General features: G+C 67.2%; 14 protein-coding genes. 9 read left to right on the plus strand and 5 right to left on the minus strand.

Going from position 1 to position 12,189, the window contains the following annotated elements; translation table 11 throughout:
- Positions 1-175 precede the first annotated feature (175 nt).
- Positions 176-1,054, minus strand: coding sequence for a LysR family transcriptional regulator (locus JHD77_RS05525; protein WP_003084893.1), 879 nt, complete (start codon positions 1,052-1,054; stop codon positions 176-178).
- 101 nt (positions 1,055-1,155) lie between these two features.
- Here JHD77_RS05525 and JHD77_RS05530 point away from each other — a divergent pair, with 101 nt between their 5' ends.
- Genes JHD77_RS05530 through JHD77_RS05545 form a run of 4 tightly spaced genes read left to right on the plus strand, consistent with a single transcriptional unit; the run spans position 1,156 to position 3,980 of the window.
- On the plus strand, positions 1,156-1,857 hold the full coding sequence (locus tag JHD77_RS05530; RefSeq protein WP_003084895.1) for an MOSC domain-containing protein: 702 nt from the start codon (positions 1,156-1,158) through the stop codon (positions 1,855-1,857).
- Positions 1,854-2,090, plus strand: a complete 237-nt coding sequence (locus JHD77_RS05535; protein WP_003101561.1) for a hypothetical protein — start codon at positions 1,854-1,856, stop codon at positions 2,088-2,090. Before JHD77_RS05530 ends, JHD77_RS05535 begins: the two co-directional genes overlap by 4 nt.
- Entirely contained in the window at positions 2,083-3,264 is a 1,182-nt protein-coding gene (locus tag JHD77_RS05540) for an aspartate aminotransferase family protein (RefSeq protein ID WP_003117940.1), read from the plus strand. The genes JHD77_RS05535 and JHD77_RS05540 overlap by 8 nt, the downstream gene beginning before the upstream one ends.
- Complete coding sequence (locus JHD77_RS05545) at positions 3,264-3,980, plus strand: type 1 glutamine amidotransferase (protein ID WP_196994108.1); 717 nt, start codon at positions 3,264-3,266, stop codon at positions 3,978-3,980. Before JHD77_RS05540 ends, JHD77_RS05545 begins: the two co-directional genes overlap by 1 nt.
- 75 nt (positions 3,981-4,055) lie before the next feature.
- On the opposite strand, the gene JHD77_RS05550 is transcribed toward JHD77_RS05545, so the two are convergent.
- On the minus strand, positions 4,056-4,319 hold the full coding sequence (locus JHD77_RS05550) for a hypothetical protein (RefSeq protein WP_003084903.1): 264 nt from the start codon (positions 4,317-4,319) through the stop codon (positions 4,056-4,058).
- Positions 4,320-4,604: 285 nt separating this feature from the next.
- On the opposite strand from JHD77_RS05550, the gene JHD77_RS05555 reads away from it, so the two are divergent.
- The 3 genes from JHD77_RS05555 (at position 4,605) to JHD77_RS05565 (ending at position 8,294) form a co-directional block, all read left to right on the plus strand.
- Entirely contained in the window at positions 4,605-6,095 is a 1,491-nt protein-coding gene (locus tag JHD77_RS05555) for a helix-turn-helix transcriptional regulator (RefSeq protein WP_003121801.1), read from the plus strand.
- Between the two features lie 337 nt (positions 6,096-6,432).
- Positions 6,433-7,722, plus strand: coding sequence for an NAD(P)/FAD-dependent oxidoreductase (locus JHD77_RS05560; protein ID WP_196994109.1), 1,290 nt, complete (start codon positions 6,433-6,435; stop codon positions 7,720-7,722).
- 17 nt (positions 7,723-7,739) lie between these two features.
- Positions 7,740-8,294: a helix-turn-helix domain-containing protein gene (locus JHD77_RS05565; protein WP_003101576.1), complete on the plus strand. Its 555-nt coding sequence runs from the start codon at positions 7,740-7,742 to the stop codon at positions 8,292-8,294.
- 110 nt (positions 8,295-8,404) lie between these two features.
- On the opposite strand, the gene JHD77_RS05570 is transcribed toward JHD77_RS05565, so the two are convergent.
- From JHD77_RS05570 to JHD77_RS05580, 3 genes are all read right to left on the minus strand, one after another.
- Positions 8,405-9,430, minus strand: coding sequence for a TPM domain-containing protein (locus JHD77_RS05570; RefSeq protein WP_003142752.1), 1,026 nt, complete (start codon positions 9,428-9,430; stop codon positions 8,405-8,407).
- A 3-nt stretch (positions 9,431-9,433) separates the two neighbouring features.
- Positions 9,434-10,042: a LemA family protein gene (locus JHD77_RS05575; protein ID WP_003084923.1), complete on the minus strand. Its 609-nt coding sequence runs from the start codon at positions 10,040-10,042 to the stop codon at positions 9,434-9,436.
- A gap of 87 nt (positions 10,043-10,129) precedes the next feature.
- The gene (locus JHD77_RS05580) at positions 10,130-10,639 is read right to left on the minus strand and encodes a disulfide bond formation protein B (RefSeq protein ID WP_003113232.1); all 510 of its coding nucleotides are present in this window, start codon (positions 10,637-10,639) and stop codon (positions 10,130-10,132) included.
- A 228-nt stretch (positions 10,640-10,867) separates the two neighbouring features.
- Here JHD77_RS05580 and JHD77_RS05585 point away from each other — a divergent pair, with 228 nt between their 5' ends.
- Together JHD77_RS05585 and JHD77_RS05590 are read left to right on the plus strand one after the other, a co-directional pair.
- Complete coding sequence (locus tag JHD77_RS05585) at positions 10,868-11,698, plus strand: DMT family transporter (RefSeq protein ID WP_003101583.1); 831 nt, start codon at positions 10,868-10,870, stop codon at positions 11,696-11,698.
- Positions 11,699-11,767: 69 nt separating this feature from the next.
- Positions 11,768-12,154, plus strand: coding sequence for an MAPEG family protein (locus JHD77_RS05590; RefSeq protein WP_003101585.1), 387 nt, complete (start codon positions 11,768-11,770; stop codon positions 12,152-12,154).
- Positions 12,155-12,189: the final 35 nt, after the last annotated feature.

A 12,189-nucleotide genomic window follows, 5' to 3' on the forward strand; every position in this document is an offset into this window, starting at 1 on the left:
CGCGGAGATGCGTAATCTTCAAACCGTCAGGACATTGCGCAGGAAGCGCCAAAGACAATACGGAAACCAAGGGAATCCACCATGGATGGTGGCGTAGCACGGATGTCAGGATAGAGGTCTGCAAAACCCCGCCCAAAAGGCGGGGTTTTTTATTGCCCGCGAAAAACCGCGTCGCTCAGACCACGCCTTCCAGCAGCGAGCGCAACAGCTCGACGCTGGCGTGCTGGCGCTGCGCGTCGCGGTAGACCAGGCCGACCTTCAGCGGGATGCGCGGTTCGCTGAGCGGTTTCCACAGCAGCCGCTGGTTCGAGTGCATCTGCCGTGCCTTGCCCGGTAGAACGGTGGCGAAGCGGGTCTGCGGCAGGCTGTCGAGAATCCCGCTCATGTGGTTCAGTTCCGCCTGCACCCGCGGCCGCCGGCCGATCGCGGCGAGTTGCTCCTGCCAGATCTGGCGCGCGCGGAACTCTTCGCCGAGCAGCAGCATCGGCAACTCCGCGGCCTGGGCCAGGGACACCTTCCTGAATTCCTTCAACGGGTGTTCCTCGGGGATCACCAGCTGCAATTCGTCCTCGTACAGCTCGACGCTGTGCAAGCCCGGCTGGCGCGGCGGCAGGAAGCCGATGCCGATATCCAGGTTGCCGGTGAGCAGGCGCCGCTCGATGTCGATTCCCGACAGTTCGTAGATCTGCACCCGCAGATGCGGCTGCGCGGCGTGCAGGCGTTCGACCATGTACGGCACCAGGCTGGCGTTGACCGTCTGCAGCACGCCGATCGCCAGGCTGCGCGGGGTCTGCCCGCGGAATACGCGCATCGCCTCGCGGGCCCTTTCCAATCCCTCCAGCAGCGGTACCGCATGGTTGTACAGGGTGTGGGCGGCGACGGTCGGCAGCAGGCGCTTGCCGCTGCGCTGGAACAGCGAGACGTCGAGGTTCTGCTCCAACTGGCGGATCTGCTGCGAGAGGGCCGGTTGCGACAGGGCCAGGCGTTCGGCGGCGCGGCCGACGTGGCCTTCTTCGTAGAGCGCGACGAAATAGCGGAGTTGGCGAAAATCCATAAGATGTTCTTATCGATGAAACTGGAAAATCGAAATGGAGTGGGTCCCGCGTGAGGCACTAGTCTAGCTGCATTGGCGGTACATCGGGTGGTCGCGGAGCAATGGAGCAGATAGTCGTAAACGGTGTTTTCATAGGTAAAGTCGAAGAAACCTGGGGCGGATTGGTCAGCGCGATCGACAAGCTGCCGGTCGAGCAGGAGTTCTGGCTGGGCCACGATGGCCTGCCCGGCGACGAACAGGCCGACATCCGCCACCACGGCGGCCTCGAGCGCGCTCTTCATCACTATCCCGCCGAGCACTACCGCTACTGGCGCAAGCGCCACCCGCTGAACCGCTGGCAACTGCCGGCGTTCGGCGAGAACATCTCGACCTACGGCATCACCGAAGCCGAGGTCTGCATCGGCGACCAGTTCCATTGGGGCGATGCCCTGCTGGAAGTCAGCCAGCCGCGTTCGCCCTGCTATCGCCAGGGCCAGCGCTGGAATCTTCCCGAGCTGCCCGACGAATTGCAGAGCGGCGGCCGCTGCGGCTGGTTCTATCGGGTCCTGCGCAGCGGCATGGTGACTCCCGGGGACGAGCTGAAGCTGGTCCAGCGGCATTACCCTGAACTGACCGTCGCCCGCCTGTTGCAGTGGTATTTCGGCGATCCCCTGGAGCCTCTCGGGTTGCGCCAGATGATGGCCTGCGACGCGCTATCCCAGCGTTGGCGCAAGACAGCGGCGAAACGCCTGTCCAGCGGCGTGGTGGAAGACTGGGGGCCGCGCCTGCGCGGACCGTCGGATTACCGGGAGCATGCCTCTTGAGCGACTACCTGATCACCCTGAGCCAGTCCGGCCGGCTGTTGGCCAGCATGACGGTGAGCGCCGCGCGCTTTGCCGAGGTGCGCGAGCTGATGCGCCAGCGCTTCCCCGCCGGCGACGGCTTCGAACTGCGCATCGAAACGCGCCGGGAAAGCCGCCGGCTGCTGGAACAGGGGCCGCAGGGCGTGCGCTTGCTGGCGGTGGAGTACATGACCGAGGAACTGAAAGATGGCTGATGCGCTGGATAGCCTGCGCCTGATGCGCACCCAGGAACGGCCCGAACAGGTGTTCGTCCGTGGCCAGGGCTCGTGGCTGTGGGACAGCGACGGACGCGCCTTCCTCGACTTCACCCAGGGCCTGGCGGTGAACTGCCTCGGCCACAGTCCCAGCGTGCTGGTCCAGGCCCTGGCCCGGCAGGCGCGGGAGCTGGTCAGCGCCGGCCCCGGCCTGCTCAACCGGCCGGTGCTGGCATTGGCGCAGCGCCTGTGCCTGGCGACCGGCAGCGACCAGGCCTACTTCCTCACCAGCGGCGCCGAGGCCAACGAAGCGGCCATCGCCCTGGCGCGCAAGTGGGGCCGCCTGCATCGCGGCGGCGCGCAACGGATCGTCAGCACTGTCAACAGCATCCATGGACGCACCCCGGGCACCCTGACGGCTTGTGGCAAGCCGGCGCAGCATGGCCTGGAGGGATTTGCCAGGGTGCCGTTCAACGACCTCGACGCCATGGCCGCGGCCATCGACGAAGAGACGGTGGCGGTGATGCTGGAGCCGGTGCAGGGCGATGCCGGGGTGATCCCGGCGACCCTCGACTACCTGCGTGGCATCGAGCGGCTGTGCCGACAGCGTGGCGTCCTGTTGATCCTCGACGAGGTGCAGACCGGCATCGGCCGCTGCGGCGCGCTGCTGGCGGAGGAACTGTACGGGGTACGCGCCGACATCGTTACCCTCGGCAAGGGCCTCGGCGCCGGGGTGCCGCTGTCGGCGCTGCTGGCGCGTGGCAACGCCTGCTGCTTCGAACCGGGCGACCAGCTTGGCACCCACCACGGCAACGCGTTGATGACCGCTGCCGGGCTGGCGGTACTGAATACCGTGCTGGAGCCGGGTTTCCTGGAGCAGGTGCGCGAGCAGGGCACCCACCTGCGCGATGGCCTGGCCCGTGTCGCGCGTCGCTATGGGCATGGTCCGCTGCGCGGCCAGGGACTGTTCTGGGGGCTGCCGCTGATCGGCCAGCGCGCGCCGGCGGTGGTTCGCGCGGCGTTCGGCGAAGGCCTGCTGATCAACGCGCCGCAGCCGCACTGCCTGCGTTTTTCCCCGGCGCTGACGGTGAGCCGGGCCAACGTCGACGAAATGCTGCGGCGACTGGAACGGGCCCTGGCCCGGGTCGCCAACCGACACGAGGAGGTGGCCTGATGCGCGCCCTGGTATTGCAACACGTTCCCTTCGAAGGCAGCGCGCGGATCGGCGACTGGATCGGCCGCCACTGCAAGCACGAGCACGTCTGCTACCTCTACGCCGACGCCCACCTGCCTGCGCTGGACAGCTTCGACCTGCTGGTGGTGATGGGCGGGCCGATGAGCGTCCACGACGAAGCGCAATATCCCTGGCTGGTGGCGGAGAAGCGTTTGATCCGCGCGGCGCTGGATGCCGGCAAGAAGGTCCTTGGCATCTGCCTCGGCGCGCAGCTGCTGGCCCAGGCGCTGGGGGCTGCGGTACGCCCGGGACGCCAGGCGGAGATCGGCTGGTGGCCGCTGCACAGGTACAGCCAGGCGCTGGGCTCGCCGCTGGGCGAGCGCCTGCCGGAACGGCTGATGGCGTTCCACTGGCACGGCGAGACCTTCGACCTGCCAGCCGGCAGCGTGCCGCTCTATGGTTCGGCTGCCTGCGCCAACCAGGGCTTCATCTGGAACGAGCAGGCTATCGGCCTGCAATGTCACCTGGAAAGCACCGCGGAGAGCATCGAGGCGCTGCTCGATGCCTGCCAGCAGGACCTGCAACGGGAAGGGGCGGTGCAGAGCGCCGGGAGGATCCGCCAGGGTGTCGCGCATTGCCGCGAGGTGGCGCCGGTGCTGTTCCTGTTGCTCGATTACCTGGCGCATCGGCCGGCGGAGATCGCACGCCGGGCCTGATCGCCAGAAAGATTCCTCTGTCCTCGCATGCGCCTCCGGACGTCGTTTTGGTCCTGTGGGGCGCTTTTTTTTATTCTAGGCTGCGTGCTTTCCCAACCAGGGCTCCAGTAGTGCCAGGTCGCGACGCAGGCTTTCGGCGAACAGGTGCAGGCGGGTGGGGTTGTCCAGCTCGCCGGGCTGGATGCCGACGAAGGTGAAGGTTTCGTCGTGCTCTCGGGCGGCGACATTGATACTGACGGTGCCGTCGTAGTGCATCCGGCACTGGCAGTCGTAGCCTTCCAGCGCCTGGTTCAGGCTGCGCTGGATCTCGCCGAGATCGGGGTGCTTGTTCTTGCTCATCGCATCGCTCATGCAAGGGGATGGGGCTTTCTTCTCGTGCAGGGCGAGTCGGGTGGATGCGTCGACGACCTCGGGACCGAGGGGCGGCGTAGCCTCCCGGCCGGCGCGGCGTCTGGGCTTCCCGCCCGGACATTGCTTCCTGTATCGCCAGGGTAGGGGTGCCTCCGCTATCGTTTCGCGATGCAAATGCACTAGCACCGCTAGTGCAATCGTCACGCGTGCGCGGTCAGGGCGGGCGGGCATCCTTGCTGCCCCCGGAAAATCGCTCCATCCAAGAGGAACAGCATGAACGACCAGGTACTGCGTACCCAGACCGACCGCCGCCAGTTGCAGCAGATCATCGCCGGCCTTACCGAAGGGGTGATCCTGATCGAGCCGGACCAGCGCATCCTCTGGGCCAACGAGGCGGCCCTGGCGATGCACGGCGTCGATTCGCTGGAAGGCCTGGGCGCCGATACCGGCGAGTATCGCGAGCGCTTTCGCCTGCGCTACCGCAACAATCATCCGCTGCAGGAGGGGCAGTACCCGGCCGAGCGCCTGGTGGCTGGCGAGTGCTTCAGCGACGTGGTGGTGGAAGTGTTTCCCGCCGCCGACGAGGACACCCGCTGGGTGCACCGCGTGCGCGGGCTGGTGCTGACCACCCCCGAGGACAAGCCCGACTGCCTGGTGCTGATCCTCCACGACGCCACCGAGTGGGCCAGCGCCGAGCAGCGCTTCGAGAAGACCTTCAATGCCAACCCGGCGCCGGCGGTGATCTGCCGGCTCAGCGACTACCGCTACGTGAAGGTCAATGTCGGTTTCCTGGAAATGACCGGCTATGCCCGCGACCAGGTGATCGGCCGTTCGGTGTACGAGCTGGACGTACTCGACCAGGCCGAGCGCCGCGAACTGGCGGTGGAGCGCCTGGGCGCCGGCGAGACCATCCCGCAGATGGAGGCGAGCCTGCGGGTGGCGGAGGGCGGACGCAAGTGCGTGGTGGTCGCCGGGCAGCCGATAGAGGTCGGCGAGGAGGCCTGCATGCTCTTCACCTTCACCGATCTCGAACCGCGGAAGAAGGCCGAGGAGGCCCTGCGCAAGAGCGAGGAGCGCTTCGCCAAGGCCTTCCGCATGGCACCGGTGCCGAGCCTGGTGCTGTGCGGCGACGACCTGCAGGTGCTGGACATCAACCAGGCCTTCAGCGAAACCTTCGGCTACCAGGCCGAGGAACTGCTCGGTGAGTCCACCGTCGCCTGCGGGCTGTGGCAGGACGGCGGCGCCGAGCGCCTGGGCGAGCTGCTGGCGCAGAGCGGCAGCGTGCGCAACGTCCAGCTGCGCCTGCAGCACAAGGATCGCAACGGCCTGGACTGCCTGGTCTCGGCCGAGGCGGTGAGCCTCAACGAGCAGGACTGCGTGCTGGTGGCCTTGCTGGACATCAGCGACCGGCGGCGCACCGAAATGGAGCTGGTGCACGCCATCGAGACGGTGATGCAGGACGCTTCCTGGTTCAGCCGCACCCTGATCGAAAAGCTCGCCAACGTGCGCCGCGCCAACGCGCCGGGCACCGGCGCCGAACTGGCCGACCTGACTGCGCGCGAGCGCGAGGTGTTCGACCTTATCTGCCAGGGCCTGGCGGACAAGGAGATCGCCAAGGAACTGGGCCTGGCGCCGAACACCGTGCGCAACCACGTGGCGACCATCTACGCCAAGCTCGATGTCCACAGCCGTGGCGAGGCCATCGTCTGGGCACGCGAACGCGGATTCGCGCCGGAGCCGCGCAACGGCAACGGGCGCAAATAAACGAAGAGGGTACGAATGCACCAGGGCGGCTGGTGCATTCGTACCTGTCGCCCGCTCCCGTCGGCGCCGACACTGGCGCAGCACGCCCGGCATGCCCCCGCCCGTGGTCGTGCACCTTTTCTCCGCGGCGCGAGCCGCGCCGTCCGCACGTCTGTTCCCCTCGCCAGTTTCGCTCTGGCGGGGGGCTTCCCGCCTCCTTTCGAATATTTGCCCCTCTGCCTCTGCTGGTGCGCGACGGCATCCTGCCGGCCGTTTGCGAATGCTCGGGACTGGTGTCGTGAAATTTTAAGTGTTATTTTTCATGAAAAATAACCAATATAATTTCACGGAGGTCGCGATGTTCCTGCAATCCAACGAGCATGTCGGCACTTACTACGCCGCCGTCAATCCCGAACTGATCCAGCCGCGCCAGGCCCTGGAGGGTGACCTCGACTGCGAGGTGCTGGTGGTCGGCGCCGGTTTCAGCAGCTTGCACACGGCGCTGCGGCTGGTCGAAGGCGGACGCCAGGTATGCGTCATCGAAGCCAGCCGGATCGCCTGGGCGGCCTCCGGGCGCAACGGTGGGCAGGCGCTGCCCGGCTGGTCCAGCGACCTGCCGCCGCTGGAGGCCGACCTCGGCTACGAAGGCGCACGCCGTCTCTGGGACGGCATGCTCTGGGCGGCCGGCGAGATGCGCGAGTTGCCGCAGCGACATGGCTTCGACTGCGACTACCGGGTCGGCCACCTATGGACGGCGATCCTGCCGCGCCGGGTCGGCCTGCTCTACGACTGGCAGGCCGAGGCCAACCGTCGCTGGGGCTACGAGGGGCTACGCTTCGTGGCGAAGGACGAGTTGCCCGAATGGATCGCCAGCGAGCGCTACCTTGCCGGTCTCTACGATCCCCACGCCGCACACCTGAATCCGCTCAAGCTGGCGTTCGGCCTGGCCGCCGCCATCGAGCGCGCCGGCGGGCGTATCCACGAGCGGACCCGGGCCCTGAACTATCGCGAGGAGGGCGACGGCTACCGGGTCCGTACCGAGCACGGCGAGATCCGCTGCGCGGCGCTGGTGCTGGCCTGCAACGCCTACATCGACGGGCTGGACAGCGAGCTGTCGCAACGGATGCTGCCGGTGGGCACCTATCAGGTCGCCACTGAGCCGCTCGGCGAGGAACGGGCGAAGTCGTTGCTGCCGCGCAACTGCTGCGTGACCGACAACCAGTTCGTCCTCGACTACTTCCGCCTGACCCCGGACCACCGCCTGCTGTTCGGCGGCGGCTGCACCTACCTGGGCGGCATGCCCAGCGACATCCGCGCCGCCACCCGGCCCTATCTCGAAAGGGTGTTCCCGCAGTTGCGCGGGGTGGCGCTGGAGTACGCCTGGGGCGGGCATATCGACTGCAGCATGCGGCGTACCCCGGACATCGGCCGGCAGGGCAACCGCTACTGGCTGCAAGGCTACTCCGGCCACGGCGTGCTGCCGAGTCTGGCGGCGGCCAGGGCGGTCAGCGACGCGCTGCTCGGCGACGACGAGACCCTGGCGCTATACCAGCGCCTGCGCAATCCGAAGTTTCCCGGCGGCCAGCGCTTCGCCGCGCCGCTGGAAGCCCTGGGCAAAGCGTATTACCGTTTGCGCGACCTGTTCTGAGAGGGCCCGGAGCCGAGATGAGCGAAGTAGCCGACGACCTGGCGGAGATCGCCAGCCTGGTGCGCGAATTGCGCAAGCGCAAGGGCATCACCCTGCAGGCACTGGCCGACGGCATTCGCCGTTCGGTGGGCTTCGTCTCCCAGGTCGAGCGCGGCCTTTCGCGGCCGGCGGTGGACGACCTGGTCGCCATCAGCCAGGTGCTCGGGGTGCCGGCGACCTACTTCTTCTGCTCGCCGAAGATCCAGGCCTCGCCCTGGGTGACCCGCCCGGGCGAGCGTCGGACCCTGGCCTACGCTCGTGGCGCCAGCGACAACCTGGTATCGCCGCGTCTCGGCGGCGCCTTCTTCATGCTCGAAACCTGCCTTGAAGCGGGTGCCGACAGCGGCGAGCGCGACCTGCTGGACAGCTCGGAGCAGGGCGGCTACGTGCTCGAAGGCGAGCTGACCCTGTGGCTGGAGGACGAGGAGCTGCGCCTGCAGGCCGGCGACGGTTTCCAGATTCCCAGCCATATGCGCAGCCGCTACGCCAACCGCAGCCAGGCGCCGGTCAGGGTGCTCTGGGTATACGCCTGACGAAGCGCGTTACCCGGTCGTTTGCCGGATAGCGGCGAAGACTTCCGGCATCGGCGAGAACCGTCGCCGACCGATGAAAAAAGCCCGAGGCACAGGCCTCGGGCTTTTCGTCACCAGCGTCCGGAGGCGCCGCCGCCGCCGCTGGAGCCGCCGCCACCGCGGAAGATGCTGCCACCGCCGCTGCCGCCTCCCCCACCGCCGCCGCGACTATTGAGGATGGCGCTGAGGATGGCCATCAGCACTTCGCCGGGAAGCAGGAACAGGGCGTAGATGAACAGGGTCGGCGCCAGTACGCCGAGACTGTCGTCCGCCGCGCGGTCGACGTTCTGCCACAGGCCCATGCTCAACAGCCAGGCCAGGCCGGCGACCGCCGCGCTGCAAAGCAGGAAGCGGCCGATGCTGCGCCGCCGCATCCACTGCAACGGCAGCAGGCGTCCGAGCAGGGCCACGGCGAGCAGGACCGCCACATAGACACCGAGGTAGACCGGATTGCCCCAGAGCTGTCCGCTCAGGCCGCTCTTCTTCTTCGGCTCCGGCGGGGCGCTGTCATACACCTCACCCTCGTCGACCGGTGCCGGCAGGGCCCGCGGCGGCGTGGCCTCGGGAACCGCCGGCAAGGCGTCGACGGGAGCGCTGGCGGTAGCGCTTTCCGGGTTCTTCTCGGCATCGATCAGTTGCACCAGGCTGTCCACGCCGGCCTGGATGCCGCCATAGAAGTTGCCCTGGCGGAACTGCGGCGTGATCCGCTCGCTGATGATCCGTCCGGCCTGGACGTCGGTGATGGCCCCTTCCAGGCCGTAGCCGACCTCGATGCGCAGGGTGCGGTCGTTCTTCGCCACCAGCAGCAGGACGCCGTCGTCGACCTTCTTCTGGCCCAGCTTCCATTTCTCGAAGGTACGCACCGCGTACTCCTCGATGGAATCGTCGCCGGTGGTCGGGACCAGCAGCACCGCGAGCTGCGCGCCGCTCTTGGCTTCCAGGGCGGCGAGCTGTTGCTCCAGGTGCTGGCGCTGGTCGCCGGAAAGGGTCGCGGTGAGGTCGGTGACCCGCGCCGTCAACGCGGGTATCGGTGGCACATCGGCCCAGGCGACCAGGCTGGCGAGCAGCAGCCCGGCGCCCAGTAGCAGCCGGCGCATGGCTTACTGCGCCGGTTGCGGGTTGCCGAAATCGACTTTCGGCGCGGTGGAGATGGCCGCTTCGTTTTCCACGCTGAAGTTCGCCTTGGGCTTGTAGCCGAACAGCTTGGCGGTGATCACGCCGGGGAACTGGCGCAGCAGCACGTTGTATTCCTGTACCGACTTGACGTAGCGGCCGCGAGCGACGGCGATGCGGTTCTCGGTGCCTTCCAGTTGGGTCAGCAGGTCCTTGAACAGGCCGTCGGCCTTCAGTTGCGGGTAGTTCTCGGTGACTACCAGCAGGCGCGAAAGCGCCGAGCTCAGTTCGCCCTGGGCCTTCTGGAAGCGCTGCACGGCCTGCTCGTCGTCCAGTTGGTCGGCGTTCAGTTGCACGCTGCCGACCTTGGCCCGGGCCTCGGTGACCTGGGTCAGGACCGACGCCTCATGGGAGGCATAGCCCTTCACCGTGCTGACCAGGTTGGGCACCAGGTCGGCGCGCCGCTGGTACTGGTTGAGCACTTCCGACCAGGCGGCTTTCACCTGTTCGTCGCCGGCCTGCATGGCGTTGTAGCCGCAGCCGCTGAGCAGCAGGGCGAGGACGGGAAGGAGGGCATTTCTGAGGAATCGAGGCATGGTGGTACTCATCCGGGTTGAGAAAGCTCGATTGTAGACCAGCCAATGGCCAGCACGTTCCTTGTGCCGGCACGGATATCGGCTCTGTCAGGCGGTGCGGCGGCCGAACGCCAGCTTGGCCGCCAGGACCAGCAGGCAGAACACGAACAGCGCCAGCGACCAGACCGCCATGGACTGGCCGAGCAGGGTCCAGACCACTTCGCCGCACAGCCCCTCGGGCTGGAAGACCTGCGGCAGCCAGGTATCCAGCGGTATCCATTCGGGGAAGCCCATGAACATCTTGCAACTGCCCATGCCCTGGGCAGCCAGTTTCTCTTCCGCGACCAGCGACCAGGCGTGGTAGATCCCGCCCAGGCTAGCGGCGAGCATGCCCAGCGCGGCGATGCCGCCGGCGATCCGCGAACGCGGGGCGAGGCTGCCGACGATCCCGGCGAGCACCAGGCCGAGCACGTCCAGGCGGATGAAGATGCATAGCGAGCAGGGCGCGAAGCCGCGCACGTGCTGGAGGTAGAGTACGAAAGCGAGGATCAGCAGGCCGCCGATGGCGACCGCGGGCCAGAACAAGCGATTGTCGAGGGGCTTGAGGAGAGCGCTCAAGGCAGGGATTCCTGTGTCGTTGATAAGGGAGGCCGGGCCGGCACTGTGCGGCGCTGGCCGATGGTAGTCCATCAGGATTGTCCGAAGATTAAGCCGTTTGACGTAACGATGTCTGCTGCATGTTTCTCCGCTTTCGTAGGAGCTTTCAGGGAAAAACGCCGCAACGAGGCGAGCATTTGGAGCCTCCGCCGGGATAGACTATCCTGGTCTATACCAATAAGGCCCGTCATGCTAGCCACCAGCCTGGTGCTATGCGCCGCCGTTCTCCACGCCACCTGGAACACCCTGGTCAAGTTCAGCAGCGACCGCTTGCTGGTGGTCGCCTGCATGGACGTGGTCGGCGTGCTCTGCGCCATCCTGCTGTTGCCCTTCGTCAGCCTGCCGCCGGCCGAAGTCTGGCCCTGGCTGCTCGGCGCCACCGTCCTGCAACTGCTCTACCGGGTACTGTTGATCGAGGCCTACAAGGTCGGCGACCTGGGCCTGGTCTATCCGCTGATGCGCGGGCTGTCGCCGCTGGTGGTGCTGGGCCTGACCCTGGCGTTCGGCGGCGAGCAGCTCAGCGGCCGGCAGATCCTCGGCATCCTGTTGATCCCCTTCGGCATGCTTTGCCTGCTCTGGGGCGGCGGCGGTTCGCGGCTGCCCTGGCGGACCCTGCCGGTGGTGCTGCTGATCGGCCTGTGCATCGGCGGCTACACCTGGAGCGACGGCAACGCCTTGAAGCGCTGGCCGTTGGCGCTTGACTACCTGGTCTGGCTGACGCTGCTTTCCGGCCTGCCGTTCCCGCTGATCGCCGTTGGCGCGCGAACCCGCGCCTTCGCCCGCTTCTGGGCGCTGGAGTGGAAGCTCGGCCTGGCGGTCGGGGTCTGCGTGCTGGCCAGCTACGGCCTGGTGCTGTGGGCCATGCAGCTGGGGTCGATCGCCGAAGCGGCAGCGTTGCGCGAGACCAGCGTGCTGCTGGCGGTGCTGTTCGGCATGCGTTTCCTCAACGAGCCGTTCGGACTGCCACGCCTGCTGGCGTGCGGCCTGGTGCTGGCCGGAATGCTGCTGATGAAGCTCTGAAGGGGCTGTGCCTTTACAGAACGAGCGGCGCCAGCTTGAGTTGCAGTTCCACAACTACAAGGAACTGCCATGACCATCGCTTTCTGGTGCGTGCTGATCGCGATCTTCCTGCCTTACGTCTGTACCTCCATCGCCAAGTTCGGCGGGGAGGGCTACGGCGGTCGGGCCAACGCCGACCCGCGGGCGTTCCTCGGTTCGCTCGAAGGCTTTCGCCGGCGTGCCAACAACGCCCAGTTGAACGCTTTCGAAGTGACCCCGGCGTTCGCCGCGGCGGTGATCATCGCCCATCTGGTCGGCAACGCTTCGCAGGCGACCCTGGATAGCCTGGCCATTGCCTGGATCACCAGTCGCCTGCTCTACGTCATCTGCTACCTCGCCGACTGGGGGCCGTTGCGCTCGCTGGTCTGGTTCGTCGGCATGCTGCTCATCGCCGCGTTCTTCGTGGTTTCCGCCTGAGCAGCCCGCTGCGGCCTATGGCCGCAGTGCGGGCG

This window comes from Pseudomonas sp. P20, assembly GCF_016463925.1.
GTDB classification, from domain to species: Bacteria; Pseudomonadota; Gammaproteobacteria; order Pseudomonadales; family Pseudomonadaceae; genus Pseudomonas; species Pseudomonas aeruginosa.

Coding starts and splice junctions, on each gene's coding strand:
- JHD77_RS05575 (WP_003084923.1), bottom strand. CDS start 10,042: ATGCCTCGATTCCTCAGAAATGCCCTCCTTCCCGTCCTCGCCCTGCTG.
- JHD77_RS05560 (WP_196994109.1), top strand. CDS start 6,433: ATGTTCCTGCAATCCAACGAGCATGTCGGCACTTACTACGCCGCCGTC.
- JHD77_RS05590 (WP_003101585.1), top strand. CDS start 11,768: ATGACCATCGCTTTCTGGTGCGTGCTGATCGCGATCTTCCTGCCTTAC.
- JHD77_RS05525 (WP_003084893.1), bottom strand. CDS start 1,054: ATGGATTTTCGCCAACTCCGCTATTTCGTCGCGCTCTACGAAGAAGGC.
- JHD77_RS05550 (WP_003084903.1), bottom strand. CDS start 4,319: ATGAGCAAGAACAAGCACCCCGATCTCGGCGAGATCCAGCGCAGCCTG.
- JHD77_RS05565 (WP_003101576.1), top strand. CDS start 7,740: ATGAGCGAAGTAGCCGACGACCTGGCGGAGATCGCCAGCCTGGTGCGC.
- JHD77_RS05555 (WP_003121801.1), top strand. CDS start 4,605: ATGAACGACCAGGTACTGCGTACCCAGACCGACCGCCGCCAGTTGCAG.
- JHD77_RS05570 (WP_003142752.1), bottom strand. CDS start 9,430: ATGCGCCGGCTGCTACTGGGCGCCGGGCTGCTGCTCGCCAGCCTGGTC.
- JHD77_RS05540 (WP_003117940.1), top strand. CDS start 2,083: ATGGCTGATGCGCTGGATAGCCTGCGCCTGATGCGCACCCAGGAACGG.
- JHD77_RS05545 (WP_196994108.1), top strand. CDS start 3,264: ATGCGCGCCCTGGTATTGCAACACGTTCCCTTCGAAGGCAGCGCGCGG.
- JHD77_RS05530 (WP_003084895.1), top strand. CDS start 1,156: ATGGAGCAGATAGTCGTAAACGGTGTTTTCATAGGTAAAGTCGAAGAA.
- JHD77_RS05585 (WP_003101583.1), top strand. CDS start 10,868: ATGCTAGCCACCAGCCTGGTGCTATGCGCCGCCGTTCTCCACGCCACC.